The sequence below is a fragment of the Comamonas sp. DB36 genome, from assembly GCF_057914905.1.
The window spans coordinates 186,691-210,214 of record NZ_CP196631.1; the positions used below are offsets into that span (position 1 = coordinate 186,691).

24 protein-coding genes are annotated in these 23,524 nt (G+C 66.3%); 10 read left to right on the plus strand and 14 right to left on the minus strand.

Translation table 11 applies throughout. From position 1 onward, the window contains the following. The first annotated feature begins 19 nt into the window (after window positions 1–19). Entirely contained in the window at window positions 20–1,150 is a 1,131-nt protein-coding gene (locus ACSVDO_RS00850) for a glycosyltransferase (RefSeq protein ID WP_489594605.1), read from the plus strand. Window positions 1,151–1,178: 28 nt separating this feature from the next. On the opposite strand, the gene ACSVDO_RS00855 is transcribed toward ACSVDO_RS00850, so the two are convergent. Beyond that, window positions 1,179–1,931: a glycosyltransferase family 25 protein gene (locus ACSVDO_RS00855; protein ID WP_489594606.1), complete on the minus strand. Its 753-nt coding sequence runs from the start codon at window positions 1,929–1,931 to the stop codon at window positions 1,179–1,181. A gap of 5 nt (window positions 1,932–1,936) precedes the next feature. After that, a complete protein-coding gene (locus ACSVDO_RS00860; protein ID WP_332536961.1) occupies window positions 1,937–2,656 on the minus strand; it encodes a hypothetical protein in 720 nt (239 codons plus the stop codon). 137 nt (window positions 2,657–2,793) lie between these two features. Between ACSVDO_RS00860 and ACSVDO_RS00865 the strand changes: the two genes are divergently transcribed. Then, window positions 2,794–4,047, plus strand: a complete 1,254-nt coding sequence (locus tag ACSVDO_RS00865) for an O-antigen ligase family protein (protein WP_489594607.1) — start codon at window positions 2,794–2,796, stop codon at window positions 4,045–4,047. 2 nt (window positions 4,048–4,049) lie between these two features. Here the strand turns inward: ACSVDO_RS00865 and ACSVDO_RS00870 are convergent, their stop codons facing one another. The 3 genes from ACSVDO_RS00870 to ACSVDO_RS00880 form a co-directional block, all read right to left on the minus strand. After that, on the minus strand, window positions 4,050–5,264 hold the full coding sequence (locus ACSVDO_RS00870) for an ATP-binding protein (protein WP_489594608.1): 1,215 nt from the start codon (window positions 5,262–5,264) through the stop codon (window positions 4,050–4,052). Window positions 5,265–5,268: 4 nt separating this feature from the next. Further along, a complete protein-coding gene (locus ACSVDO_RS00875) occupies window positions 5,269–5,991 on the minus strand; it encodes a response regulator transcription factor (protein ID WP_332536967.1) in 723 nt (240 codons plus the stop codon). Window positions 5,992–6,114: 123 nt separating this feature from the next. Then, window positions 6,115–7,458, minus strand: coding sequence for an AmpG family muropeptide MFS transporter (locus tag ACSVDO_RS00880; protein WP_332548561.1), 1,344 nt, complete (start codon window positions 7,456–7,458; stop codon window positions 6,115–6,117). A gap of 119 nt (window positions 7,459–7,577) precedes the next feature. On the opposite strand from ACSVDO_RS00880, the gene ACSVDO_RS00885 reads away from it, so the two are divergent. Continuing rightward, window positions 7,578–8,471: a M48 family metallopeptidase gene (locus ACSVDO_RS00885; RefSeq protein WP_332548562.1), complete on the plus strand. Its 894-nt coding sequence runs from the start codon at window positions 7,578–7,580 to the stop codon at window positions 8,469–8,471. A 165-nt stretch (window positions 8,472–8,636) separates the two neighbouring features. Here the strand turns inward: ACSVDO_RS00885 and ACSVDO_RS00890 are convergent, their stop codons facing one another. The 5 genes from ACSVDO_RS00890 to ACSVDO_RS00910 all read right to left on the minus strand — a co-directional run bounded on the left by ACSVDO_RS00890 (window position 8,637) and on the right by ACSVDO_RS00910 (window position 10,878). Continuing rightward, window positions 8,637–8,897 carry a hypothetical protein gene (locus ACSVDO_RS00890; protein ID WP_489594609.1) on the minus strand — a complete coding sequence of 87 codons (261 nt, stop codon included), beginning with the start codon at window positions 8,895–8,897 and terminating at the stop codon, window positions 8,637–8,639. 58 nt (window positions 8,898–8,955) lie between these two features. Next, window positions 8,956–9,351: a hypothetical protein gene (locus ACSVDO_RS00895; protein ID WP_489594610.1), complete on the minus strand. Its 396-nt coding sequence runs from the start codon at window positions 9,349–9,351 to the stop codon at window positions 8,956–8,958. Beyond that, window positions 9,351–9,575: a hypothetical protein gene (locus tag ACSVDO_RS00900; protein ID WP_489594611.1), complete on the minus strand. Its 225-nt coding sequence runs from the start codon at window positions 9,573–9,575 to the stop codon at window positions 9,351–9,353. Before ACSVDO_RS00900 ends, ACSVDO_RS00895 begins: the two co-directional genes overlap by 1 nt. A 115-nt stretch (window positions 9,576–9,690) precedes the next feature. Then, window positions 9,691–9,822 carry a hypothetical protein gene (locus ACSVDO_RS00905; RefSeq protein ID WP_489594612.1) on the minus strand — a complete coding sequence of 44 codons (132 nt, stop codon included), beginning with the start codon at window positions 9,820–9,822 and terminating at the stop codon, window positions 9,691–9,693. Window positions 9,823–10,239: 417 nt separating this feature from the next. Beyond that, window positions 10,240–10,878 (minus strand): MBL fold metallo-hydrolase, encoded by a 639-nt coding sequence (locus tag ACSVDO_RS00910; protein ID WP_332536973.1) that lies wholly within the window; start codon window positions 10,876–10,878, stop codon window positions 10,240–10,242. Between the two features lie 236 nt (window positions 10,879–11,114). On the opposite strand from ACSVDO_RS00910, the gene ACSVDO_RS00915 reads away from it, so the two are divergent. Beyond that, window positions 11,115–12,776, plus strand: coding sequence for an EAL domain-containing protein (locus ACSVDO_RS00915; RefSeq protein ID WP_489594613.1), 1,662 nt, complete (start codon window positions 11,115–11,117; stop codon window positions 12,774–12,776). Here ACSVDO_RS00915 and ACSVDO_RS00920 read toward each other — a convergent pair. Further along, window positions 12,773–13,681 (minus strand): LysR family transcriptional regulator, encoded by a 909-nt coding sequence (locus ACSVDO_RS00920; RefSeq protein ID WP_332536976.1) that lies wholly within the window; start codon window positions 13,679–13,681, stop codon window positions 12,773–12,775. The two genes, ACSVDO_RS00915 and ACSVDO_RS00920, sit on opposite strands and share 4 nt — an antisense overlap. A 197-nt stretch (window positions 13,682–13,878) precedes the next feature. On the opposite strand from ACSVDO_RS00920, the gene ACSVDO_RS00925 reads away from it, so the two are divergent. The 3 genes from ACSVDO_RS00925 to ACSVDO_RS00935 are packed head-to-tail and all read left to right on the plus strand — an operon-like array spanning window position 13,879 to window position 16,266. Next, window positions 13,879–14,877, plus strand: a complete 999-nt coding sequence (locus ACSVDO_RS00925; RefSeq protein WP_332548567.1) for a Bug family tripartite tricarboxylate transporter substrate binding protein — start codon at window positions 13,879–13,881, stop codon at window positions 14,875–14,877. 13 nt (window positions 14,878–14,890) lie between these two features. Continuing rightward, window positions 14,891–15,700 carry a cyclase family protein gene (locus ACSVDO_RS00930; protein WP_489594614.1) on the plus strand — a complete coding sequence of 270 codons (810 nt, stop codon included), beginning with the start codon at window positions 14,891–14,893 and terminating at the stop codon, window positions 15,698–15,700. Beyond that, window positions 15,697–16,266 carry a cupin domain-containing protein gene (locus tag ACSVDO_RS00935; protein ID WP_489594615.1) on the plus strand — a complete coding sequence of 190 codons (570 nt, stop codon included), beginning with the start codon at window positions 15,697–15,699 and terminating at the stop codon, window positions 16,264–16,266. Before ACSVDO_RS00930 ends, ACSVDO_RS00935 begins: the two co-directional genes overlap by 4 nt. A gap of 26 nt (window positions 16,267–16,292) precedes the next feature. Here the strand turns inward: ACSVDO_RS00935 and ACSVDO_RS00940 are convergent, their stop codons facing one another. Next, on the minus strand, window positions 16,293–16,505 hold the full coding sequence (locus ACSVDO_RS00940; RefSeq protein WP_489594616.1) for a hypothetical protein: 213 nt from the start codon (window positions 16,503–16,505) through the stop codon (window positions 16,293–16,295). Between the two features lie 319 nt (window positions 16,506–16,824). Between ACSVDO_RS00940 and ACSVDO_RS00945 the strand changes: the two genes are divergently transcribed. Next, window positions 16,825–19,191 carry a membrane-bound PQQ-dependent dehydrogenase, glucose/quinate/shikimate family gene (locus ACSVDO_RS00945; RefSeq protein ID WP_489594617.1) on the plus strand — a complete coding sequence of 789 codons (2,367 nt, stop codon included), beginning with the start codon at window positions 16,825–16,827 and terminating at the stop codon, window positions 19,189–19,191. Window positions 19,192–19,255: 64 nt separating this feature from the next. Here ACSVDO_RS00945 and ACSVDO_RS00950 read toward each other — a convergent pair whose 3' ends face one another. Beyond that, a complete protein-coding gene (locus ACSVDO_RS00950; RefSeq protein ID WP_489594618.1) occupies window positions 19,256–20,461 on the minus strand; it encodes an MFS transporter in 1,206 nt (401 codons plus the stop codon). 51 nt (window positions 20,462–20,512) lie between these two features. Next, entirely contained in the window at window positions 20,513–21,442 is a 930-nt protein-coding gene (locus tag ACSVDO_RS00955; protein WP_332548572.1) for a LysR family transcriptional regulator, read from the minus strand. Between the two features lie 160 nt (window positions 21,443–21,602). Here ACSVDO_RS00955 and ACSVDO_RS00960 point away from each other — a divergent pair, with 160 nt between their 5' ends. Together ACSVDO_RS00960 and ACSVDO_RS00965 are read left to right on the plus strand one after the other, a co-directional pair. Further along, window positions 21,603–22,106 carry a TRAP transporter small permease gene (locus ACSVDO_RS00960; protein ID WP_489594619.1) on the plus strand — a complete coding sequence of 168 codons (504 nt, stop codon included), beginning with the start codon at window positions 21,603–21,605 and terminating at the stop codon, window positions 22,104–22,106. Further along, entirely contained in the window at window positions 22,103–23,425 is a 1,323-nt protein-coding gene (locus ACSVDO_RS00965; protein ID WP_332536990.1) for a TRAP transporter large permease, read from the plus strand. The genes ACSVDO_RS00960 and ACSVDO_RS00965 overlap by 4 nt, the downstream gene beginning before the upstream one ends. The last annotated feature ends 99 nt before the right edge of the window (window positions 23,426–23,524 follow it).

The window sequence follows — 23,524 nt, forward strand, 5'->3', positions numbered from 1 at the left end:
TTTTTTGAAGGACCACGCCGTGCGCGTACTGCATTTTGTGACCGGAGGCTTCTCCGGCGCGACCCAGGTCGCGGTCGACCTGTGTCTGGCCGCGCAGCGCAGCCAGTCCATGCCGGTGCTGCTGGTGCTGCGCCGCAAGCGCAACACCGACGCGGCGCGCGTGCAGGCGCTGCGCGACCAGGGCCTCGACGTGCGCGTCGTGCCCGGCTGGTCGCATGCGGCCACCATCTGGGCGCTGCGCAAGATTGCGCTCGAATGGAAGCCCGACATCCTCGTCGCCCATGGCTTCAGCGACCACCTGTGGGGCCGCTATGCGGGCCTGCTGGCCGGCGTGCCCAAGCTGGTGCATGTGGAGCACAACTCGCGCGAGCGCTACACCAGGTGGCGCCTCAAGCAGGCGCTGTGGCTCGATGCGCGCAGCGCGGCCAGCGTGGGCGTGTCGCGCGGCGTGCGCGACCGGCTGCTCGAGCTGGGCTTTGCGCGCGAGCGCTGCGTCGCCATTCCGAACGGCATAGATCTGGCGCGCTTTCCCGTGGACCAGCTCCAGCCCTGGGCGCAGCGCGCGCCGGCCATCGTCATGGCCTCGCGCTTCGCGCGCCAGAAGGACCATGCGACGCTGATCGAGGCGCTGGCGCTGCTGGCCGAGCAGGGCCTGCGCCCGCGACTGCACCTGGCCGGCGGCGGCAAGCCGCGGCTGCGCGACCAGGCCCAGGCATTGGTCGACAAGCTGGGGCTGGGCGACCAGGTCGAGTTCATGGGCCAGGTCGCGCAGCTGCCGCAGTTCCTCATGCGCCAGCAGATATTCGTGCTGTCGACCCACTACGAAGGCATGCCGCTGGCGCTGACCGAAGCCATGGCCGCGGGCTGTGCCTGCATAGGCAGCGACGTGGTCGGGGTGCGCGAAGTGATCGATCCGGGCCGCACCGGGCTGCTGGTGGCCGAAGGCGACGCCGCGGCGCTGGCCCAGGCGCTCAGGACGCTGCTCGAACAACCTGAATACGCCCGGGCGCTGGCCCGGGCCGCGCGCGCCGAGGCCGAAGTGGCGTTCGATGTGTCGGTGATGCAGGCCGGCTACGAGGCGCTGCTGCGGCGCGTGCATGCGGGGGCAGGGGTCGGGGCTTCGACAGGCTCAGCCCGAACGGTCTTATAGGGGCCGGTTCAGCCCGAATGCAGCCCTGCTACAGACGGGACTGCGTGCGCCTATGGCGCGCATTGCCCAGGCTAAGCCCCAGTTTCATCGCGAACTTGCGTAATTTCTGGCGCAGCGCCACACGCGGCTTCTCGCTCCAGATCGAGCTCACGAAGCTGGTCTCGTCGAGTATCAGCAGCGAAGGCACGGTGCCCAGGATGCGCAAGTCGTTTTCCCACCAGAACCGCAGGTCCACGTCTATGGGCCGGCCGAACGGCACGCGCGTGGCCAGCAGCTTGGCCGCGCCCGCGCGGCTGATCACATAGCCGGCCGTCATGCTGGGAACGCGCTGGTATTCGACCAGCGCGACATCGGACAGCAGCGGGCGCTGGCTGCGCACTTTCTCCTGCACCCGGCCCAGCAGCTTGACCATGTCCCAGGGAATGTCGAGCGCGGCAATGGCGGCGATGCCGTCGGCCAGCCTGTCGTCCAGGCGCACGTCGTCCTCGAGCACCACCATGGCCGGCGCATCGCTGGCCAGCAGCTGGCGCCAAGCCTGGATATGGCTTGCATAGCAGCCTTTCTCGCCGTTCACCAGCGGCTTGTAGTACTGGGCGCGGTTGAGTTGCGCGCTGTAGAGCGCATCCTGCTCGGCGGCGGGCAGGTCAGTCCACCAGACAGCGTGCAGGCGTTCGCCCTGCAGGTTCAGGCGTGCCAGTTCGGCTTCGAGCCGTGCGCGCCGTTCGGCATCGCGCTCGAGGTTGACGAAGACCAGCGGCAGTGAGGAAGCTTTGTCGGCCATGGGTTTCACTTCCACAGGCGCTTCCACCACGGGCGACGGCGCGGCGGCTGGCCGCTTTCCGCGGCCTGCAACTGCTCGACGATTTCGAGGTAGTGGCGGAAGTTCAGCGGCCGGTCTGCAAGCACGTCGTCAGCAACCGCATGGAAAATGGCTTCGTACGCGGGCTTGCGCGATTCGAACAGATGGAAGAAGTCGCGCTCGCCGTAGAAAGTGCCTATGCCGAACACGCCTTCGTTGCCCAGCGACCATTTGGGAAGCAGGCAGGCGCTCACGGCCGGCATGACCACGGGAATGCCGGCTTCGCGCGCCAGCACCGACATCACTTCGGCCGCGTCGTGGAGCTTGCTCGAGCGCATCGTGGGCCGGCCCAGTTGCATCCACATACTCTTGCGGAATGCCATGAACATCGGCCCCGCATACACTTGCGTGCCTTGCTTGTGGTTGGAGAACTGTGCAAGCCCGAAAAGCGCACCGTTTTCAGCGTGCTGGACGGCCGCGAGGTACGCCGCCCGATTCAGCGCGAACGCGTCGATGTCGCAGAACACCACGATGTCCTCGGGTGCGAGCCGCTCGATGACTTCGTTCATCCACAGGCCATGGGGCTGCTGGTCGGCACGCTCCTGCTGCAGCGGTATGTCCAGGTGCGCGAAGACTTCGCGCTGCTTGGACAGGATGCTGGCGGGAATGTTGTCCCAGTACATGGCATGGACGGTAGGAAATTTCATAGTCAAATTGTTACTCAATACAGCCGCTGAAAGGCGCGCAGCCCGGTGCATGTCGACTTGGGGCTTTCCTGAGCGAGCAGGGCCGGCGGCAATGCCGCCATTAAAAACCGTTTTCTATTCCCCCCGGTATTTTCTCTATGACCTTTGATACCCGCCGCATGCAGGCGCTTTCCGAATCTGCCGCCCTGGTCTGCCTGGTCGTGGTCTTCCTGTCGTTTCCCGTGGCGATGGCGCTTGCATATATCGCGATGGCACTGGCACTGTTGTTCGGGCTGCTCAGCGGCCGGATCTGGCAGCGCTGGCCCACGGTGCGCCGCGCCCCCGTGGTCTGGGCGGCGCTGGGGCTGTACGCGCTGATGCTGCTGGGCATCCTGTACACGCCCGCAAGCCACGACGACATCGTGCTGCACCTGTCCAAGTACAGCAAGCTGCTGCTGGTGCCGGTGTGCATTGCGCTGCTGGCCGAGAGCGTCTGGCGCCGGCGCTGCGTCGATGCCTTTGTGCTGGCCATGCTGTTCATCCTGGGCTCGGTCTACGCCAACATCTTCTGGGACCTGCCCTGGTCGCGCACCCACAACCTCGGCTGGGGCCAGGACCATACGGTGATTGGCGACTACATCACGCAGAACGTGATGATGACGTTCTTCGTCGTGCTGGCGCTGGACCGGGGCCTGCGCGCCGGCGCGGCCTGGTGGCGGCGCGGCGCCTGGTGGTTTGCGGCCCTGCTGGGTGCGCTGAGCATCACCCATCTGTCGAGCGGGCGCACCGGCTACCTGCTGCTGATGGTGGCGCTGTTTGCCTTCCTGCTGCTGGCTGCCCAGGGCTGGAAGCGCTGGCTCGCGCTGGGCGTTCTGGCGCTGGGCCTGGTGACGGTGGTGGCGACCTCCACCGAAGTGCAGGAGCGCGTGAAGCTGGGCATCACCGAAGCGCGCAACAGCAAGAGCATGGAAATCACCAGCATCGGCGGGCGCATCAACTTCTGGAAGAACACCTGGTCGCTGGTCGAGCAAAAGCCCATCACCGGCTGGGGCACGGGCAGCTACCACGACACCTGGTGCGAGGAAGTCACGGCCGAAGGCTGGTGCGCGTTCGGCCGCTGGCATCCGCACAACCAGTACCTGTTTCTCTGGATGGAGAACGGCATTCTGGGTCTGCTCGCTTTCCTGGCGCTGATCGGCGCGCCGGTCTGGGCCGCGCGCCGCGCCCAGCCGCATCAGCGCCGCCTGCTGCTGAGCTTTGCGGTGATGCTGGCCGTCAACAGCCTGATCAATGCCTCGCTGTGGAGCTCGCGTGAAAGCCATTTCTTCGTGATGCTGCTGATCGTGCTGTGCGCCGATGCCTTGTACGGCGCCACGCCGCGGCCCGCGCAGGCGCGGCGCGCCGCGGACTGAGTTCAGGCCAGCGGCAGGCGCAGCACGAAACGCGCGCCGCCGCCTTCGCGCGCCTCGCAGCGCACGCTGCCGCCGTGGCGCTCGGCAATCGAGCGCACCAGCGCCAGTCCCAGGCCCACGCCGCCCGAACGCTCGCTTGCGCCGGGCAGGCGGTAGAACTTCTCGAAGATGCGCTCGCGCTGATCGGCCGGAACGCCCGGGCCGCGGTCGTCGACGCGGATTTCGGCCTGGCCGTCGATGCGCGCCAGCTCGAGCGTGATTTCGCCGTGGCTGTAGCGGCGCGCGTTCTCCAGCAGGTTGCGCACCGCGCGGCGCAGCAGCTTGGCGACGCCGGGCACTTCCAGCGCCGCCAGGTCCTGCAGCTGCAATTCTGCGTCGACGCGCGCGCATTCCTCGGCGCTCAGACCTATCAGGTCGACCGACTCCTCGGTGCCCACATCGACTTCGCGCGAGTCGAGCCGGCTCGCGAGCAGGATTTCGTCGACCAGCTGGTCGAGTTCGTTGACGTTGCGCAGGATTTCGGCGCGCGATGCCGGCGAAGGCTGGTTGCCCGACATCAGCTCCATGCCCATGCGTATGCGTGTGAGCGGCGAGCGCAGCTCGTGCGAGGCATTGGCCAGCAGCGATTTCTGCGAGGCCATCAGCGCCTCGATGCGCTCGGCCGAGGCGTTGAACTGGCGCGACAGGTCGGCCAGCTCGTCATTGCCCTGCACCGGCACGCGCGTCGCGAGGTCGCCTTCGCCAAAGCGCTGCACGCTGCGCTGCAGGTTTTCAAGCCGCTTGAGCAGCCGGCGGATGATGGGAAACACGCCCAGCGCCACGGCGACGCCGACCAGCGCCAGCATCCACAGGAAACCAAACGGGCGCAGCCAGAACGCTGCCGGGCCATGCGGCGGCGGGCGCTCGCCGCGCTGGGTGCGCGGCGCCATCTGCAGACTGAAGTTCTGGCCGTCGGCACCGGCGATATCGAAGCGCAGCCCTTCGGACGGATCGCCCGGACGGCGTATGCCCAGACCCTGGGCCAGCACCTGGCCGTCGGCGTCGCGCAGCACGATCTCGCGCGCCGGCGCTGCGCTGGCGCTGTTTTGCTGCGCATTGAATTCCGTCGCGGTCTGCCAGGCCCAGGCGACCAGCAGCGTCAGCACTGCCACGCCGCCGACCACGGCCAGCCAGATGCGCAGATACAGGCGGCGGGAAAAGAGGCGCAGCAGCGACATGGCTTCAGTCCTGCTGTTTGGCGAACACATAGCCCACGCCGCGCACCGTCAGGATGCGCTTGGGAGCCTTGGGGTCGACTTCGATGGCCGCGCGTATGCGGCCCATGTGCACGTCGATCGAGCGATCGAACGCCTCGAGCTCGCGCCCGCGCACGGCTTCCATGATCTGTTCGCGCGAGAGCACGCGCCCGGCGCGTTCGGCCAGCGCGACCAGCAGGTCGAATTGATAGGAAGTCAGCTCGCAGAGCTGGCCGCCCACGGTCACGGTGCGCGCATCGCGGTCGATCTCCAGCGTGCCGAAGCGCAGCGCCTGGCTGGGAGCTTCGACCGCGCCATGGCCCTGGCGGCGCAGGATGGCGCGTATGCGCGCCAGCAGCTCGCGCGGCTCGAACGGCTTGGGCAGGTAGTCGTCGGCGCCGATTTCCAGGCCTATCACGCGGTCCATGGGGTCGCCCTTGGCAGTGAGCATCAGCACCGGCGTCTGCGCCGCTGGCCCGGGCAGGGCGCGGATGCGGCGGCAGACTTCGAGGCCGTCTATGTCGGGCAGCATCAGGTCCAGGATCACGAGGTCGGGCAGGGCCTGCGGGTCGGTGACCTGCAGCGCGGCCAGGCCGCTGAGGCCATCGCCGCAGTGGTTGAGTTTCAGGCCGTTCTGGCCCAGATACTCGCCGACCATCTGCGCGAGCCGGGCGTCGTCTTCAATCATCAGCAGGTGGTGAACGCTCATGGGATCCGTCGAAGTGGGGGAGTAGGAGGGCAGGGCCATGCCTGCAATGGTGGCGCCAGGCTGTCACAGCGGCTTGTCGCCTGCGTAAAGATGGGGTAAATCTGCTGCGCGCGGCAACTCCCGTCAATCATGTGTCAGCGGCACGCGCGACGCGGCCCAGACCAGCAGCAGCACGGGCAGGCCCAGCAGCGCCGTGGCGGTGAAGAACGTCGCATAGCCGTGGGCATCGACAAAGACGCCCGAAAAGCCCGCAATCCACTTGGGCGCCAGCAGCATCATCGAGCTGAACAGCGCGTACTGGGTGGCCGAGTACTGCACATTGGTCAATGCCGAAAGATAGGCGATGAACGCCGCCGAGGCAATGCCGCCGGCCAGGTTGTCGGCCGAGACCACGAACACCAGGCCCGTGAGGTCGTGGCCGCGCGTGGCCAGCAGCGCGAACAGCAAGTTGGTGACGGCCGATAGCAGCGCGCCGAGCATCAGCACGCGCATCACGCCCCAGCGCATGGCCATGGCGCCGCCGAGAAACGCGCCGGCCAGCGTCATGATCACGCCGAAGACCTTGGTCACGGCCGCGACCTCGTCCTTGGTGAAGCCCATGTCCACATAGAAAGGGTTGGCCATGATGCCCATCACCACGTCGCTGATGCGGTAGACGGCAATCAGCGCCAGGATCAGCGCGGCCTGCCAGCGGTAGCGGCGGATGAAGTCGGCAAACGGCTCGACCAGCGCGCCGCGCAGCCATTCGGCCGCATTGCGCGCGCGCGGCAGCGCGCGTGGCGCGGGCTCGCGCGACAGCAGCACCGTGACCACGCCCAGCAGCATGCTCGCGGCCATCGCGCAGTAGGCGACCTGCCAGGCGTTGTGCATATAGCCCGTGGCATCGCCCTGGGTGCGCGCCGCGATCCACAGCACGCCCGCACCGGCCCAGATCATCGCCAGCCGGTAGCCGGTCTGGTAGGTCGCGGCGAGCGCGGCCTGGCGGTCGGTATCGGCCGATTCGATACGAAAGGCGTCGAGCGCGATGTCCTGCGTCGCCGAGCCGAAGGCCACGGCCAGCGCGCACCAGACCACGGGCTGCAGGCTGGTCAGCGGGTCGTTGAACGCCATGCCGATCAGGCCGGCCATGACCATCAGCTGCGACAGCAGCAGCCAGCTGCGCCGGCGCCCCAGCCGGCGCGTGAGCAGCGGCAGCGGCAGATGGTCGACCAGCGGCGACCACAGCCATTTGAATGCATAGACCAGGCCCACCCAGCTCAGATAGCCTATGGTCGCGCGGTCCACGCCGGCCTCGCGCAGCCAGAACGACAGCGTGCCCAGCACCAGCAGCAGCGGCAGGCCCGCCGAAAAGCCCAGCGCCAGCATGCGCCAACTCGCGGGCTCGCGGTAGACCCGCCAGGTATCGCGCCAGCTGCGGGTGGGAACGGGGCCGGAAGTCGGCACGGCTTGGGAGGTGGATTGGGTCATGTCGGTAAGAGCAGGCTGCGGGCCCATTATCGGCATGCTTTGCCGCCGCGTTCGCGCAAGCGCCGCGGTTGCGCCCTTGTCTGACGAGCGGCGGCGGCAGAACCGCTAGACTTTTGCGCATGCAGCACCACGACTTCCCCTCTCTCCCCCACGAAAGCGCGGCCCCGTGCCTGCGCTGTTGCGCTCCCGGCGCGAGCCTGTGGCAGGCGCGGCGCGCTTTCCTGCGTCTGGGCGGCGCGGCGGCGCTCGCGGGCGCGGGTGGGGCGGCGCTGGCCCAGGTCGACGTGGGCAGCGGCTCGCGCCTGCGCCAGCTCGTGCCTGCGCAGACGCTCGAAGAGGCGGCTGCCGAGCAGTACCAGCAGCTGCTTGCCAAGGCCAAGTCCCAGGGCGCGCTCGCGCCCGCGGGCAATCCCCAGCTCCAGCGCCTGCACGTGATCGCGCAGCGCCTGATTCCCTACGCCCAATCATGGAACGAGCGCGCGCGCTCCTGGCGCTGGGAAGTGAACCTGATAGGCAGCAAGGAAATCAACGCCTTCTGCATGCCCGGCGGCAAGATCGCGTTCTATACCGGCATTCTCGACAAGCTCGCGCTGACCGACGACGAGACCGCGATGATCATGGGCCACGAAATGGCGCATGCGCTGCGCGAACATTCGCGCGAGCAGCTCGCCAAGAGCCAGGCGACCAACATCGGCCTGTCGCTGGGCGCGCAGCTGCTGGGTCTGGGCGATCTGGGCAATGCGGCCGCCAAGGTGGGCGCGCAGCTGCTGAGCCTGCAGTTCAGCCGCTCGGATGAAAGCGACGCCGACCTCGTGGGCCTGGAAATGGCCGCGCGCGCGGGCTACAACCCGCAGGCGGCGGTCACGCTGTGGCAGAAGATGGGCAAGGAGACGGGCGGCAGCGGCGGCGGCCTGGCGTTTCTTTCGACCCATCCCAGCGGCCCGGACCGTATCCGCGAGCTGCAGCGCAATGTGCCCAAGGTGGATGGCCTGTATCGCCAGGCGAGGAAATAAGGCCCCCACGCTCCCTCACTGCGTGTGGTCGCTGCCCTCCGAGGGGGCCCTCGCCGCCTTGGGGCGGCCCGGCGGCAAAATAGCCGTACAAGCTGGCGTTGCCTTCGATCCCTTTAAAGACGTCATGGTCCAAACCGCCGCCGATGAAATAGGCACCCAAATGGTTCAGACTAGGAGGTCATTTCCTGCACTGCCTGCCGTCGCGGAGCCAGCCATGACGTTATATCCCCGATCCATAAACGCCTGCGCCACGGCCGGTTCTGCCACCGATTGCTGCGCCAGTGCCGCCAGGTGGGCCGCGCCATCCAAGCCGATAATCATGGGGTAACGTAAATGATTTTTTTGACTAGAGGATCGGGGGGTGCCGATAATGAGAGAGATAACCGGCAGGTGGATGTGGTCAGCCGCTCGGGAGTCCAGGAGCAAGGTGCAAATCTGGATTAAAAGCTATTGGCGATATAGATGCTTCGTCATCGGCGTGTATCTATTCGATGAAGTCAAATAATGGCGACCAGTCTTGCTGGCTCGACCAGTTTGAAGCGGTGTCATATGAGGTGCTGAATGCCTCGGACATAAGAGTGTCGGCAGCGGCAGCAGGGCCTCCTCCAATTGACGCGGTGGCAGCCATCATGCCCAGTACCGATGCAAAGGGCTCTTTTACATTCTCATTCAGATCACCAGAAACCGCATTGGAGACCACCTTATGAAGGTCATGAATATTCTTTGCTATCTCGATCGCCGGCATTATGTTGTTTGCTGACTTTGTGAAAAAAACGACCGACTGCCCGCTAATTTCGGAGGCGGCAAGGTTGGCTGTAGCAATGGCGCCATCTGCTACGACAATGTCGCTTCTGGTAAAGGCAACGACTTGATGTCTCATCATTTACACCTGAGAAAAATTCCGAAAATAATAAGTAAAAAACCAATAGCAATAAACGCCGCTGCTGGTCCGGCTGGTCCGAATGAATCGAATAGCGGGCCGAATATAATTGACCAACGACCCGTAGGCCGGATTGAAGGTGGTTCAAACAATTTCACCAAGCCGAGCACCAACCCGACGAAGCCGATTCCGATATTTGCGTTCCCCTTGTCTTTATTGTTCATTCCGTATTTCTCCAAATAACTGCATTGGCTACATTCAACTGAGTAATAGTGTTGTAGGGCTGCACAATGAGCGCGCTGTTGTCTCCCAATCCATAGCTCTATGTTTTGTGCCATGTCACCGCTGTGGTCTTGTACTGCGCTCGCCTCTGGCCTGATTCAGCAACTCAATCAGCACCGGCCTTTGCGTGGCGGTCTGTTGCAAGCCCTGTCCCCAGCCGCTGCCGCCCACCTTCGTCTTTTCGCTCACGGTGATGGGTGTGAAGGCGTGGATGAAGTTGCTCGTCTGATGGGTGCTGCCGTCGGCTCAGCTAGCGCCATCACTGGCATCGTGCTCACTACGATTTCACTTGATCGCTGGTTTCCAGTTGGTTGTTCCGGCTGTGAGCTTGGCAAGTGGACTTGTCATGGTGGCATGTGTTTGATGGAGACCAAACCATACAAGCCTGTTGAAGGGTGAACGCAGGACTTACATATAGCCGCCATGGTTTTTTGCGGCACGCGCCAAAACGCCCTTCGACAAGCGCAGGGCGACCGGTGTTCATCTGCTGGACGCCGCTGTTGCCAGAATTCATCCCTTACTGATTGACTCATTTATCTCGAGGAAAAAGCGGTTTCTTGAGATCTCGTCAAAGGATGAACGCCCTGTCCTGAAACTCAGCCTGACTCAGGTCCCGCCCACATAAGGATTGCTCAGCCGCTCGCGTCCCAGCGTGCTTTCGGGGCCATGGCCGGGAATGAACACCGTGGCGCCGCCCATGGGCCACAGGCGCTCGGTGATGCTCGCGATCAGCTGCTCGTGGTTGCCCTGGGGAAAGTCGGTGCGGCCTATGCTGCCCGCGAACAGCACATCGCCGACAAACACACGCTCGATCTGCGGCGCATGGAACACCACATGGCCGGGCGTATGGCCCGGGCAGTGGCGCACGGCCAGCGTTTCCCGGCCTATCTGCACGCTGTCGCCATCATGCAGCCAGCGCGTGGGCGTGAAGCTCTGCGCGGGCGGAAAGCCGAACATCGCGCTTTGCTGGGGCAGGCCGTCGATCCAGAACTGATCGCCTTCATGCGGGCCGATGATGGGCAGGGCATGCGACTGCGCAAGCTCGCCCGCGCCGCCCGCATGGTCGATATGCGCATGCGTGAGCCAGATCGCGCGCAGCGTCAGGCCCAGGCGCTCGACTTCGGCCAGGATGACGGGCAGGTCGCCGCCCGGGTCGATGACGGCCGCGTCGCGGCTTTCGCTGCACCAGACCAGCGAGCAGTTCTGCTGGAAGGCGGTGACGGGAATGGTGAGGTATTCAAGCATGGGGTGTGAAGGCGCAAAGCATGTTCTTGCCGGCCATTGTCCGCGAAGTGCCGCGGCGCGCGCTGCGGGCGCAAGCCGCGGTACATTGCGGGCGGGCTGCTGTCGACCGCGTATAGTTTGCGCACTCCGGCAATCTGGCTGGAGGAATGGGTCCGCCTGTGCGCAGGAACGCGGTGCGCCGCCTGCGGCGCAAGCGCATGCGGGCCAAACCGGCGGCTCAGCAGCGCCTTGAATCCATGGACCAATATCTATCGTGGCCAGGCGCGGACGCCGGGCTGGGACAACTCGTCGACTCCGCACCAGCCGTTCTTCCCCCTCTGTGGCAGCTGGCGGCATTCTGGCTGGCTGCCTCGATGACGGTCTATGCCGCGCAGCGCCTGTGCGAGTATGTGTCGCTGTCCGTGGACCAGGCCAGCCGCAGGGTGTTCGAGTCGTTCGCGTCTTTGGGCATGGGCTGCATCTTCTGGGCTTTGGTCATGGCCATCGTCTATCTGCGTGTCGACATCCAGCTGCATGAATGGACGCTGCTGCCCGCGCTGTCGGCGCTGGTCGTGATGGTGCTCAGTTGCCGGCTCACCTTGCCCACCTTGCTCTCGCGCCGCAGCTGGTCGTGGCGCATGCTGGCGAGCGCGGGAATGTCGGCCGGACTGCTGCTGGGCTACACGATCCTGGTGACGAACTGCTTTTCCCGCGCCGCTGGCATCCATGTCCTGCCTTTCGCGCTGGCCTGCGTCGTGCTTGCCGCCCTGGTGATGTTTCGGGCATGGCGCCTCCAGGGGCTGCGCCTGCGGGGCGCGGCCTCGCCGCATGCGGACACCTGGACCGAGTGGGTCGTCTGCGGCGGCGTGGTCGTGGCGCTGCAATGGCTGCTGTCGATTTCGTTCGAGTACCACCAGGATTTCAATGCCCTCGGGGCCACCTCGCTCGATGAGTCCGCGGCCCTGATCGTGGTGGGCATCTTCGCCGGCGCGATCTCGCTGGAGCAGCTGACGAACATCCGCGCCGACCGCGGGCGCCAGCAACTGGTGCATCGCGGCCTGTCGATGATTCGCTCCAGCGCGGACTCGGCGGTGGTGCAATCCGATGCGCGGCTGGCGCTGATCGCCGACTATCTGCACGAGCTGCTGCTGCCCGAAAGGCTGGCGCTGCATTTCCAGCCCATCGTCAACCTGCGCAGCCAGTCGGTGCATCTCGAAGCCCTGCTGCGGCTGGAGCATCCGCGCCTGGGCCGCATCAACCCCGAGAAATTCTTCCTGGTATGCGAGCTGCGCGGCCAGACGCAGCAGGCGGACCGGCTCATCGTGCTCAACGCGCTCGGCCATGCCCGGCAGTGGCACGAGAGCGGACATGCGCTGGCAATCCATGTGAACATCGCTCCCGTGACGCTGATGGCCAGCGGTTTCTGCGACTGGCTGCTGGCCGAGATCGCCCAGCGTGGGCTCAGTCCGCAGCATGTCAGGCTGGAGCTGACCGAACATGCGATCACGGCCAACGGCCGCAGCATTTACCTCAGCGTGAGCGAACTGCATGCGCGCGGCATCCAGGTGATCATGGACGACTTCGGTGCCGGGTTTTCCTCGCTGGGCCTGCTGGCGAACCTGCCGCTGACCAGCATCAAATGCGACCGGCTGTTCCTGCGGGACGTGGAGAATGACGTCAAGCGCCAGATCCTGCTGCGCCATGTCGCGGCGATGGCGCACGACCTGGGCCTGCTGGCCACGGTCGAAGGCGTGGAGACCGAAGCCGAACTGCGCAGCGTCGTGCGCTGCGGTATCGAGAGCATCCAGGGCTATCTGTTCGCGCGGCCGCTGGCGGCCGCGCAGATCCCGCACTGGCTGCAGCATGCATGCCCCGAACGCCTGGACGCCATGCGCGCCATCCTGGCCGGCGAAGGCTAGATCGCGCGCCCCACGCGCAGCGCGAGTTCGCGCATCCACTGCAGCGCGGGATCGGCATCGCGGTGGCGGTGCCACTGCAGGGTCTGCTCCAGCGTGGGCACTTCCAGCGGCGGCGGCCACAGCCTGATGGGCAACACTTTTTCCGCCTGCAGCGCCACGCGCCTGTGCACCGTCGCAATGCGGTCGGTGCCGACCACCATCTGGGGCAGGGCCGCCATGCTGGGCGCGGACACCTCGACCTGGCGCTGGATGCCGAAGCGGTCGAGAAACCAGCTGTCGAACGCCGCGCGCTGCTGGCCGGTCGCGTAGTTCGCGACCACATGGCCGCATTCGAGATAGTCGTTGAACGTCAGCGCGTGCTGGATGCGGCTATGGCCGGCCCAGGTCACGCACAGATACTGCTCCTCGAACAGCGGCGCCGAGGGATGGTTGGCGGCGGTGAACTGCGCGGGAATGATCAGCAGGTCGGCGTCGCCTTGCTCGAGCTGCTCGGCGGGCTTGTCGTTGAGCGCGCGCAGCTCCAGGCGGATTCCGCGCGCCTGCTGGTAGAGCGCCTCGAGCAGCGGCGGAATGAACACCGCGGTGGTGAAATCCGACAGCAGCAGCACAAAAGTGCGCGTGGACTGCGCGGGGTCGAACAGCGGCGGCGTGGTGATCGTGCTGTCGATGCGCATCAGCACGTCGCGCACCGGCTCGATCAGGCCCAGCGCGCGTGGCGTGAGCACCATCTGCCGGCCCTGCGCGGCCAGCAGTTCGTCGCCAAAGAAACTGCGCAGGCGGGCGAGCGCATTGCTCATTGCCGGCTGGCTCAGATGCAGGCGCTCGCCCGCACGGCTGATGTTGCGTTCGGCCAGCAGCGCGTCCAGCGCCACCAGCAGGTTCAGATCGAGTTTGTTGAAGCGCATGTCTCCGGCTGCGGGTTCTTCCGAGCGACCGGCAGCTCTGGACCTGCATTTCTGTTCTCGGGTTTGTATTGATATTCATGGTGTCGATTCCTGGAATCTAAAGAATCCATTTCAGGAATACAAGCGGTTTGTCTAGAGTGCAGTTCTGGCGCAGGGGTGGAAAGCGCCGCGAAACAACAAGAACGACAGGAGCAAACATGAATGAACAACCAGGTTTCCGGGGACGCCGCACGCTGCTGGCCACGCTGGCCGTCGGCGGCTTCGCGCCGCTGGCGCTGGCGCAGGGCGGGCGCCATGTGACCATCATCGTGCCCCAGCCTGCGGGCAATCCCGGCGACGTGTTCGCGCGCCGGCTCCAGCAACAGATGCAGCGCGAACTCGGGCAGACGGTGATCGTCGAGAACCAGCCCGGTGCAGGCGGCGCTATCGGTGTGCAGCGCATGCTCAATGCGCCTGCCGACGGCCTGACCGCGGTGATGGTCTCGCAGACCGAGCCCATTCTGACGCCCGCGGCGCTGCTCAGCGTGCGCTACAAACCCGGCCAGATGCGGCCCGTGGGCTTGCTCGGCCGCGCCTGCTATGTGCTCGCCGGCCGGCCCGATCTGCCCGCGCAAAAGTACTCGGAGCTGCTGGCGCTGGCGCGCGCGGCCGACAAGGCGGGCAAGCCGCTGAGCTTCGGCCATATCGGCCAGGGCTCGATGATCCATCTGATGGGCGCACAGTGGGCGCAGCTGTCGGGCGTGCAGCTGTCGCACATTCCCTACCGCGGCGTGCCGCCCGCGGTGCAGGACCTCGCGGGCGGGCAGATCGATCTGTCGTTCGTGCCGCTGGGCGGCCTTGGGCTCGACCTGATCACGACCGGCAAGCTGCGCGCTTTCGGCAGCACGGCCGAGCAGGCGCCCGCGCTGCTGCCTAATGCGGCGCCGCTCAGGAACCAGGATACGGCGCTGCGCAATTTCGTGCACACCGCCTGGGGCGCGCTGCTGGTGCCGCGCGGCGTGCCCGATGCCGCGGCCAAGCGCCTGCATGCGGCGTTCGACGCCGCGATGCGCGACCCCGAAGTCCAGGCCTTTTTGCGCAGCCAGGGCACGGACCCGCAAAGCCCGCTGACGCTGGCCGAACTCGACCGTTTCTACCAGACCGAAATCCAGACCCACCAGGCCCTGGCACGCGCCGTTGGCTTGGTCGCCGAATGAAAGCCTCCGCCTTATGAACGCCAAGCCCCAGCGCAGGTTCGTCGACCTGTCGATCTATCTCGAAAACGATGTGCTCTCGGACCCGCCGCCGCTCGCGCCCCGGATCACCTACCAGAAGCATGCGGACACGCTGCCCGAGTTCATGGCGATGATTCCGGGCACCACGGCCGAGGACTATCCCGATGGCGAGGCGGCCGCGGCCGAGTGGGTCACGCTCACAACGCACAACGGCACGCATCTGGACGCGCCCTGGCATTTCCACTCGACCCAGGACGCCAAGCTCGGCGGCGCGCGGCCGTCGATCACGATTGACGAAGTGCCGCTCGAATGGTGCTTCCAGCCCGGCGTGAAGCTGGACTTCCGCCACTTTCCCGACGGCTATGTCGCCACCGCCGCCGATGTCGAGGCCGAGCTGCAGCGCATTGGCTATGAACTCCAGCCGCTGGACATCGTGGTCGTCAACACGCGCGCCGGCAGCCGCTACGGCCATCCCGACTTCCTGGGCGCGGGCTGCGGCATGGGCTACGAGGCGACGATGTACCTGCTCGAGCGCGGCGTGCGCCTCACCGGCACCGACGCCTGGAGCTGGGACGCGCCGTTCTCGTACACCGCCGCCAAGGTGGCCGCGACCGGCAACAAGGCGCTGATCTGGGAAGGCCACAAGGCGGGCCGCGACATAGGCTACTGCCATCTGGAAAAACTGCACAACCTCGAAGCCCTTCCCGCGACCGGCTTCACCATCAGCTGCTTTCCGCACAAGATCCGCGGCGCCTCGGCGGGCTGGACGCGCGCCGTGGCGATCTTCGACGAGGATCGGCCATGAGCCTGCCGGCCATCCACCGCGTGGTCACCGGCCACGACGCGCGCGGCCGGGCGGTGGTCGCCAGCAGCGGCCCCCTGCCCACGGTGGTCGAAGTCGCGGCGATTCCCGGCACGGTGTTTCACGAGGTCTGGAGCACCGCGCAGAGTCCGGCGCCGATCTCCAATGCTGCCGATCCGACGCTGGGGCCGCTGGTGCTGCCCCCGCCAGCCGGGGGCACGCGCATCCGCTTTGTCGACATTCCGCCCGATACCGCGGACTTCCTGGCCCATGGCGCCGATCGCATGCAGGCCGCGTTTGCGCAGATCGGCGACGCCCGGGCCTCGACCGTGGACGCGCATTCGCCCCATCCCCTGATGCACCGCACCGAGTCCATTGACTACGGCGTGGTGATCGAAGGTGAGCTGACGCTGGTACTCGATGAAGGCGAAGTGCTGCTGCAGGCCGGCAGCGTGGTGGTGCAGCGCGGCACCAACCATGCCTGGGCCAACCGCTCGGGGCGTAGCTGCCGCATGCTGTTCGTGCTGATTGCGGGGCAGTACGAGGAAGGCCTGCAGGGGCTGTCGTAGCCGCGGCCTTGCCGATTCACGCGAGCTCAGGGCGGGATAATCCCGCCCGATTTTTTTGTGCCATTTTTCCGGCCCACCACGAACGGATATTCAATGCTGGCCGTTTGGTCCTTGCAGCGGGTTTTCATAATCGGCACACCGGCAATCCATTCGCGCCAATGATTATCGGGTAACACGCATTCGGATTTGAATCGTCGGTTTGCGTTCAAACCAATGTCGGCGAAGTGGTCGTATCCCAAGTTATTTGTAAGCCATGGCCTACAAGGCCCGGCCTGCCTTGCCGGGCTGTGAGGATTTGAATCGACGCAGAATCGGGGTCTTGGGCATGGTGATTTCGGACCCGGTGTTCTATATGACTGAGTAGTAACGCTGGCAACAAGCTCTTTCTGCGGGAATATGATGGCGGCCCGGACGACATGCGGCGAATAAAACGGCCTGGCATTGCCTAGCGCGTTCGAAATTCGCTGCGTCAGCGTCGCTATTCAACCCAACCATGCAAAAAAACCATATTCCAATCATGGCATTATCCATTCTCTCCCCGCAGAAGAAAGGCACGCCATGCATGCATTAACCATACTGCTTCTGGCCTTGCTGGGCCTGCCGCTGACCATTGGCGGCGGCTGGCTGCTGTCGCTCGGCGGCAGCCCGTTCTATCTGTTCAGCGGCCTGGTCGTGCTGGCCGTCGCCGTGGGCATGCTCGCGCGCAAGCGCTGGGCGACGCCGCTGTACGCGGTCTGGCTGCTGGTACTGCTGGCCTGGTCGCTGTGGGAAGCCGGTCTCTACTGGTGGCCGCTGGCCACGCGCCTGGGCCTGCCGGTGATCATCGGCGTGCTGATGGCCGTTCCGGCCGCGCGCCGGGGCGCGACTGGCGAAGGCCGTTTCGGCGCGGGCTGGCCCGTTCTCGCGGCATCGCTGCTGACGGCCGTGGTGGCGCTGGTGGGCATTCCGCGCCATCTGCATGAAATCGAAGGCACGCTGCCCATGGACGTCGTCAATGCCGACCCCAAGCTGGGCGACGGCGCGCTGGCCGAAGGCGACTGGAACGCCTACGGCCGCACCGGCCATGGCCAGCGTTTCTCGCCGCTCAAGCAGATCACGCCCGACAACGTCGCCAACCTCGATGTCGCCTGGCAGATCCAGACCGGCGACGTGCGCGGCCCCCAGGACGTGACCGAAACCACCTACCAGGCGACGCCGCTGAAGATCAACGACACGCTGTACCTGTGCACGCCGCACAGCCTGGCGATCGCGCTGGACGCCGATACCGGCAAGGAGCGTTGGCGCTTCGATCCCAAGGCCGGCATGGAATCGCAACGCCAGCACCAGACCTGCCGCGGCGTGTCCTTCCACGCCAGCGCGGCGCCGACGGCGACGGCCGCCGCTGCTCCCGCACAGGCTGCGGCCGGCACGGCAACCTGTTCCAACCGCATCTTCCTGCCCAGTGCCGATGCCAAGCTGCATGCGCTGGACGCCGCCACCGGCAAGCCCTGCGCCGACTTCGGCAGCAACGGCGCCATCGACCTGACGCACAACATGCCGTTCAAGCAGGGCGGCTATTACTACGCCACCTCGCCACCGCTGGTCGCGGGCGACACGGTGATCATTGCCGGCGCGGTCAACGACAACTACGCTGTCAACTCGCCATCGGGCGTGATCCGCGCCTATGACGTGCGCAGCGGCAAGCTGCTGTGGAACTGGGACTCGGGCAATGCGGCCAAGACCGCGCCGTTCGACCCCAACGATCCCACCCAGGTCTATGCGGCCAGCTCGCCCAACAGCTGGTCGGTGGCCAGCGCCGACCTGGAACTGGGCCTGGCCTATTTCCCCATGGGCAACCGCACGCCCGACCAGCTGGGCATGTTCCGCAACGCCGACGAGGAGAAGTACGCGACTTCGGTCGTCGCGCTCGACCTCGCGACCGGCCAGGTGCGCTGGGTGCGCCAGTTCGTGCACCACGATCTGTGGGACATGGACTCGCCCGCGCAGCCCGTGCTGCTGGACCTCGACCTGGCCAAGGGCCGAACGCCCGCGCTGGTCGTGCCGACCAAGCAGGGTGACGTCTATGTGCTCGACCGCCGCGACGGCACGCCGCTGCAGCAGGTCAGCGAACGCGCCGCGCCGCAGGGCACGGACATTCCCGGCCAGACCGTGGCCGCGACCCAGCCGGTGTCGGCGCTGAGCTTCGAGCCGCCCGCGCTGCGCGAGTCCGACATGTGGGGTGCGAGCCTGATAGATCAGATGATGTGCCGCATCGCGTTCAAGAAGCTGCGCTACGAAGGCCGCTACACGCCGCCGTCGCTGCAGGGTTCGCTGATCTATCCGGGCAACTTCGGCGTCTTCAACTGGGGCAGCGTCGCGGTCGATCCGCAGCGCCAGGTGATGTTCGGCATGCCAACCTATCTGGCCTTTGTCTCTACGCTGGTGCCCAAGGCAGACATCGCGGGGCAGCAGACCAATACCGGCGAGCAGGGCCTGAATGAAAATGCCGGCGCCGACTATGCGGTTGCGATGCATCCCTTCCTGTCGCCGATTGGCGTGCCCTGCCAGGTGCCGCCATGGGGCACGGTGGCCGCGGCCGATCTGCGCACCGGCAAGATCGCCTACCAGTACCGCAACGGCACCATCCGGGACCTGTCGCCCGTGCCGCTGCCCATCCGTGTCGGCGTTCCCGGCATCGGTGGCCCGCTGCTGACCGCCAGCGGCGTCGCCTTCCTGGGCGCTGCCGTCGACAACAACTTCCGCGCCTATGACGTGGCCAGCGGCAAGATCCTCTGGGATGTGCGCATTCCGGCCGGCGGCCAGGCCACGCCCATGAGCTACCTCAACAGCCAGGGCGAGCAGATGGTCGTGCTGGTGGCCGGGGGCCACGGCTCGATCGGCACCAAGGCCGGCGATTACGTCGTGGCGTACAAGCTCAAGAAGTAGCCGCGTCCCGCCTGCAAAACGCCCTGTTCACAGGGCGTTTTTTTTGCCTGCACGGCGTCGGCCGTCAGCGCGCCCGGTGCGGCGGAATCCAGCGCGCCATCATGGCTGCGGCGGTGAAGGCAAACGCGCCGGTGGCCGCCACGCCCACGGCCAGCGACACCGCGGCGGCCAGCAGCGCGACCAGGGCCGGACCGGCCGTCGAGCCGACATCGGCCATGAAGCGCCAGGCGCCGAGAAAGTAGGCGCGGCCATGGGGCGGCGCATGGTCGGCGCCCAGCGTCATGATCAGGCCCGAGCCTATGCCGTTGGCAAAGCCTATGGCCATGGCGGCGATCAGCAGGCTCACAAAGCCCGTGGTGAACGGCACCAGCATCAATGCCACGCCGATGATGATCATTGAGGGCAGCGCGACCCAGCGCCGGCCCTTGACATCCATGACCTTGCCCGCGGGGTAGAACAGCAGCATCTCTATGCCGCCGGCCAGGCCGTAGATCAGCGAGGCCGCGGCGGGGGCGAGCAGCAGGTGGTCGGCCCACAGCGGCAGCACGGCCTGGCGCGAGGCGCGCACCGCGCTCACCAGCAGGATGGCAAAACCCAGCGTCAGGAACACGCGGCGGTGGTCCTTGAGAATCGACAGCCAGGTGGTGTTTACCGGTGCCTGGCCCGCGGGCAGCGCGGGCTCGGGCAGATCGGGCACGCGCATGCCGATCAGCGAGGCGCAGGTCACGCCCGCGATGCCTATCCAGAACGCCGCGCCCATGCCATAGGCATGCACCACCGTTGCCGCGAGAAACGGCCCGACAAACAGGCCTATGCGCATCACCCCGCCCAGCGTCGACAGCGCGCGCGCGCGATAACCGGGCGGAACGGCGGCCGTGAGATAGCTCTGGCGCGCGATGTTGTAGACCGACTGCGACATGCCGACCATGAAGCAGCCCAGCGCAAACAGTTCGAGCCGCTGGGTCTGCAGGCACAGCAGCATGCCGGCCGCGCTCCAGAAGCCCGCGGCAATGATCGCGCCGCGCTCGCCCCAGCGCATGGTGATGAACGAGGCGGGAAGGTTGTTGAGCAGCGAGCCCAGTCCCAGCAGCGTGATCATCAGCGCAGCCATGGCGATGCTTGCGCCGAGTTCGCGCGCCATCAGCGGAATCATGGGCAGGATCGCGCCTTCGCCTATGCCGAACATCAGCGAGGGGCCAAACGCGGGCAGCGCAATCGCGCGCAGCGAGAAGGGGGCGGAGGAGCCAGGGAGGTCGTCGGTGGGCGGCATGCGGCGGTGCGAAGGGAGCGGCGGGCCGGTCGCTCGCCTAAGCCCTGGATACTACCTTTTTGCCGCGCCGCCGGCCGGGCCGGCCTCCTGCGTCAGATGGTGGGCCGCGCGGTGCAGGTGGGCCATGAACTGGCGCACGCTGGGCTTGAGGTGCACGTCCGAGCGCGTGAGCGCGCACAGCGTCAGCTGCAGCGGGCCTTCGGCAAGCTGGATGGTGTCGAGGTATTGCGTGGCGATGGGGTGGGCCGCGATCTGCTGCGGCAAAAGGCCTATGCACTTGCCGCTGGCGACGATGGACAGCAGGCCCAGCGTCGAGTTCACCAGCGCGCCCGCGGGCGGCGCGGGCAGGCCGTGCAGCTCGAAGAAGGTCCTGGCGTAGCCCGAGTCCGACGAGGCGCCGGTGTAGACCCAGGGCGCGCTGACCAGCTCGCGCAGGCTGCTGGCGCGGGCCAGCGGGTCGCCCTTGCGCACCACCGGCACCATGGTGATGGGCATCAGCGTCTCGACGACGAATTCCCCGGGCGGCAGCTCGGGCGGCAGCGGCCCGAGCGCGATATCGACTTCGCCCTTGCGCAGCCGCGTGAGCTGGGCGATGTAGAGCTCCTCGGAGATGCGCAGCTGTATCCCGGGAAACGCGCTGCCGAAGGTGCGCAGGGTTTCGGGCACCAGCAGCATCACCGCCAGCGGCACCGCGCCTATGGTCAGCGCACCCGTCATGTGGCCGTCGAGCTGGCGTATCTGCTCCACGGCCTGCAGCAGTTCGCGCTCGGCGGCAACCGCGCGCTCGTACATCACCATGCCCTGGGCCGTCGCCACCACGCCCGTGGTCGAGCGCACCAGCAGGGTGGTTGCCAGCTCGCGTTCGAGCTCGCGTATCAGCTTGGTCAGCGCGGGCTGCGACACCCCCAATCGCTTGCCCGCGGCGCGCAGGCTGCCTTCCTCGATGGCCGCGACCAGCGCGCGCAGGTTGGTGAGTTTCATGCGTTGATGATATCTCCAGGTTATCGCGCTGGCTTGCACAGCATCTTCCTGCACCTCAGTCTAATTTTTAGACTTCGCTTGCGCTTTGAGCCACATCAAGGCACGGCGACGGCGGCGAAAGCCGCGTCTGCCCATACCAAGAAGCAGGAGACAAGAACCAATGGATTCCCCGACACAGTCACCCACGATGCGCGGGCTGGAGCGCCTGTGCGACGCCAGCGCCGCGGTAGGCGCCTGCGTGCTCATGGCCGTGGCGCTGATGACCACCACCAGCGTGATAGGGCGCGCTTTCTTCGCCCACCCGATTCTCGGTGACGTCGAGCTGGTGCAGCTCGGCGGCGCCATCGTCGTCGCCTCGTTCCTGCCCTATACGCAGTTCCGCCGCGCCAACATCGTCGTCGACTTCTTCACCACCGGCGCGAGCGCCGCGGCGCAGCGGCGCATGGACGCCTTTGGCATCCTGCTCTACACGCTCACATTGGCGCTGGTCACCTGGCGCGTCGCCGTCGGCGGCATCGACATTTACGCGGCGCAGGAGCGCTCCATGCTGATGGACCTGCCGCTGTGGATTCCCTACCTGCTGATGCTGCCCGGGCTGACGCTGTGCGTGCTGATCGGTATTGCGCAGTTCATCGCCTGCATTGTGCCCAGGGAGGCTGCATGAGCACGATGTCCATAGGGCTCACGATGTTTGCCGCGATGCTGGTGCTGATGGCGGTGCGCGTGCCGATCGCGATTGCGATGTTCATTCCCGGCGCGTTCGGCTACGTTGCGCTGTCGGGCTGGCTGCCGCTGCTGGCCCACCTCAAGGGCGCGGTCTACGGCCGGGTCTCGGTCTATGACCTGTCGGTGATTCCGCTGTTCATGCTGATGGGCGCGATTGCCGTGCAGGGCGGGCTGGCCAAGGCCTTGTTCGACTTCGCCAATGCGCTCCTGGGCCGGTTTCGCGGCGGCATGGCGATGGCCGGCGTGCTGGCCTGCGCGGCCTTTGGCTCGATTTCCGGCTCGACGGTCGCGACCACGGCAACGATTGCCCAGGTGGCCTATCCGCAGATGCGCCGCATTGGCTACTCGGGGCGGCTGGCCACGGCCGCCCTGGCCACGGGCGGCACCATGGGCGTGCTGCTGCCGCCTTCGGTGACGCTGATGGTCTATGCCATCCTGACCGAGCAGAACATCACCAAGATGTTTCTCGCGGCCTATGTGCCGGCGCTGATCGCGGCCCTGGGCTACATCCTGGCAATCGCCGTGATCGTGCGCATCAACCCGCAGCATGCGCCCGCCGCGCAGCGCGTGCCGCATGCCGAACTGCTGTCGACGGCATTGAAGGTCTGGCCGATTCTCGCGATCTTTGTCGTGGTGTTCGGCGGCATCTACGGCGGCCTGTTCACGGCCACCGAAGGCGCGGCCATCGGCAATGTGCTGACCTGCGTGATCACGCTGGCGCGCCGCGAAATGGACCGTGGCAAGTTCGCGGCCGCGGTGCGCACCACGGCCCAGACCAGCGGCATGATCTTCCTGATCTTCATCGGCGCCGACATGATCAATGCCTCGCTGGCGCTGTCGCAGCTGCCCACGCAGCTCGCCGATCTGGTCGGTCATCTGCAGATCTCGCCCATGCTGGTGATGGTCGGCGTGATGCTGTTCTACGTGGCGCTGGGCTGCGTGATGGACGAGATGAGCATGATCCTGCTCACGGTGCCCACGCTGTTTCCCGTGATCATGGGCATGGACTTCTTCGGCCTCGGTCCCACCGACAAGGCGCTGTGGTTCGGCATCCTGATCCTGACCGTCTGCGAGATCGGCATGATCTTCCCGCCCGTGGGACTCAACGTCTACATCATGAACGGCCTGGCGCGCGACGTGCCCATGGTCGAGACCTACAAGGGCGTCGTTCCCTTCCTGATCACCGACGGCCTGCGGCTTGCGCTGCTGATTGCCTTCCCCGCCACCGCGCTGTGGCTGGTGCACTGGCTGACCTGACTTCCCGTACCTGACTGCCCCGGAACTGCGCTGTGCCGCAGGCCGGGCAGCGCGCCGCCCGTTTTTTGCGCATGACCCGCCCCAGAGGCTCAACAACGA

Excerpts from the sequence above, each read along its gene's own strand:
- ACSVDO_RS00920 (WP_332536976.1), bottom strand. The coding sequence starts at position 13,681 with ATGCGCTTCAACAAACTCGATCTGAACCTGCTGGTGGCGCTGGACGCG.
- ACSVDO_RS00865 (WP_489594607.1), top strand. The coding sequence starts at position 2,794 with ATGACCTTTGATACCCGCCGCATGCAGGCGCTTTCCGAATCTGCCGCC.
- ACSVDO_RS00870 (WP_489594608.1), bottom strand. The coding sequence starts at position 5,264 with ATGTCGCTGCTGCGCCTCTTTTCCCGCCGCCTGTATCTGCGCATCTGG.
- ACSVDO_RS00910 (WP_332536973.1), bottom strand. The coding sequence starts at position 10,878 with ATGCTTGAATACCTCACCATTCCCGTCACCGCCTTCCAGCAGAACTGC.
- ACSVDO_RS00945 (WP_489594617.1), top strand. The coding sequence starts at position 16,825 with ATGCATGCATTAACCATACTGCTTCTGGCCTTGCTGGGCCTGCCGCTG.
- ACSVDO_RS00875 (WP_332536967.1), bottom strand. The coding sequence starts at position 5,991 with ATGAGCGTTCACCACCTGCTGATGATTGAAGACGACGCCCGGCTCGCG.
- ACSVDO_RS00960 (WP_489594619.1), top strand. The coding sequence starts at position 21,603 with ATGGATTCCCCGACACAGTCACCCACGATGCGCGGGCTGGAGCGCCTG.
- ACSVDO_RS00915 (WP_489594613.1), top strand. The coding sequence starts at position 11,115 with ATGGACCAATATCTATCGTGGCCAGGCGCGGACGCCGGGCTGGGACAA.
- ACSVDO_RS00965 (WP_332536990.1), top strand. The coding sequence starts at position 22,103 with ATGAGCACGATGTCCATAGGGCTCACGATGTTTGCCGCGATGCTGGTG.
- ACSVDO_RS00885 (WP_332548562.1), top strand. The coding sequence starts at position 7,578 with ATGCAGCACCACGACTTCCCCTCTCTCCCCCACGAAAGCGCGGCCCCG.
- ACSVDO_RS00955 (WP_332548572.1), bottom strand. The coding sequence starts at position 21,442 with ATGAAACTCACCAACCTGCGCGCGCTGGTCGCGGCCATCGAGGAAGGC.
- ACSVDO_RS00855 (WP_489594606.1), bottom strand. The coding sequence starts at position 1,931 with ATGGCCGACAAAGCTTCCTCACTGCCGCTGGTCTTCGTCAACCTCGAG.
- ACSVDO_RS00860 (WP_332536961.1), bottom strand. The coding sequence starts at position 2,656 with ATGAAATTTCCTACCGTCCATGCCATGTACTGGGACAACATTCCCGCC.
- ACSVDO_RS00900 (WP_489594611.1), bottom strand. The coding sequence starts at position 9,575 with ATGAACAATAAAGACAAGGGGAACGCAAATATCGGAATCGGCTTCGTC.
- ACSVDO_RS00950 (WP_489594618.1), bottom strand. The coding sequence starts at position 20,461 with ATGCCGCCCACCGACGACCTCCCTGGCTCCTCCGCCCCCTTCTCGCTG.
- ACSVDO_RS00930 (WP_489594614.1), top strand. The coding sequence starts at position 14,891 with ATGAACGCCAAGCCCCAGCGCAGGTTCGTCGACCTGTCGATCTATCTC.
- ACSVDO_RS00925 (WP_332548567.1), top strand. The coding sequence starts at position 13,879 with ATGAATGAACAACCAGGTTTCCGGGGACGCCGCACGCTGCTGGCCACG.
- ACSVDO_RS00880 (WP_332548561.1), bottom strand. The coding sequence starts at position 7,458 with ATGACCCAATCCACCTCCCAAGCCGTGCCGACTTCCGGCCCCGTTCCC.
- ACSVDO_RS00895 (WP_489594610.1), bottom strand. The coding sequence starts at position 9,351 with ATGAGACATCAAGTCGTTGCCTTTACCAGAAGCGACATTGTCGTAGCA.
- ACSVDO_RS00935 (WP_489594615.1), top strand. The coding sequence starts at position 15,697 with ATGAGCCTGCCGGCCATCCACCGCGTGGTCACCGGCCACGACGCGCGC.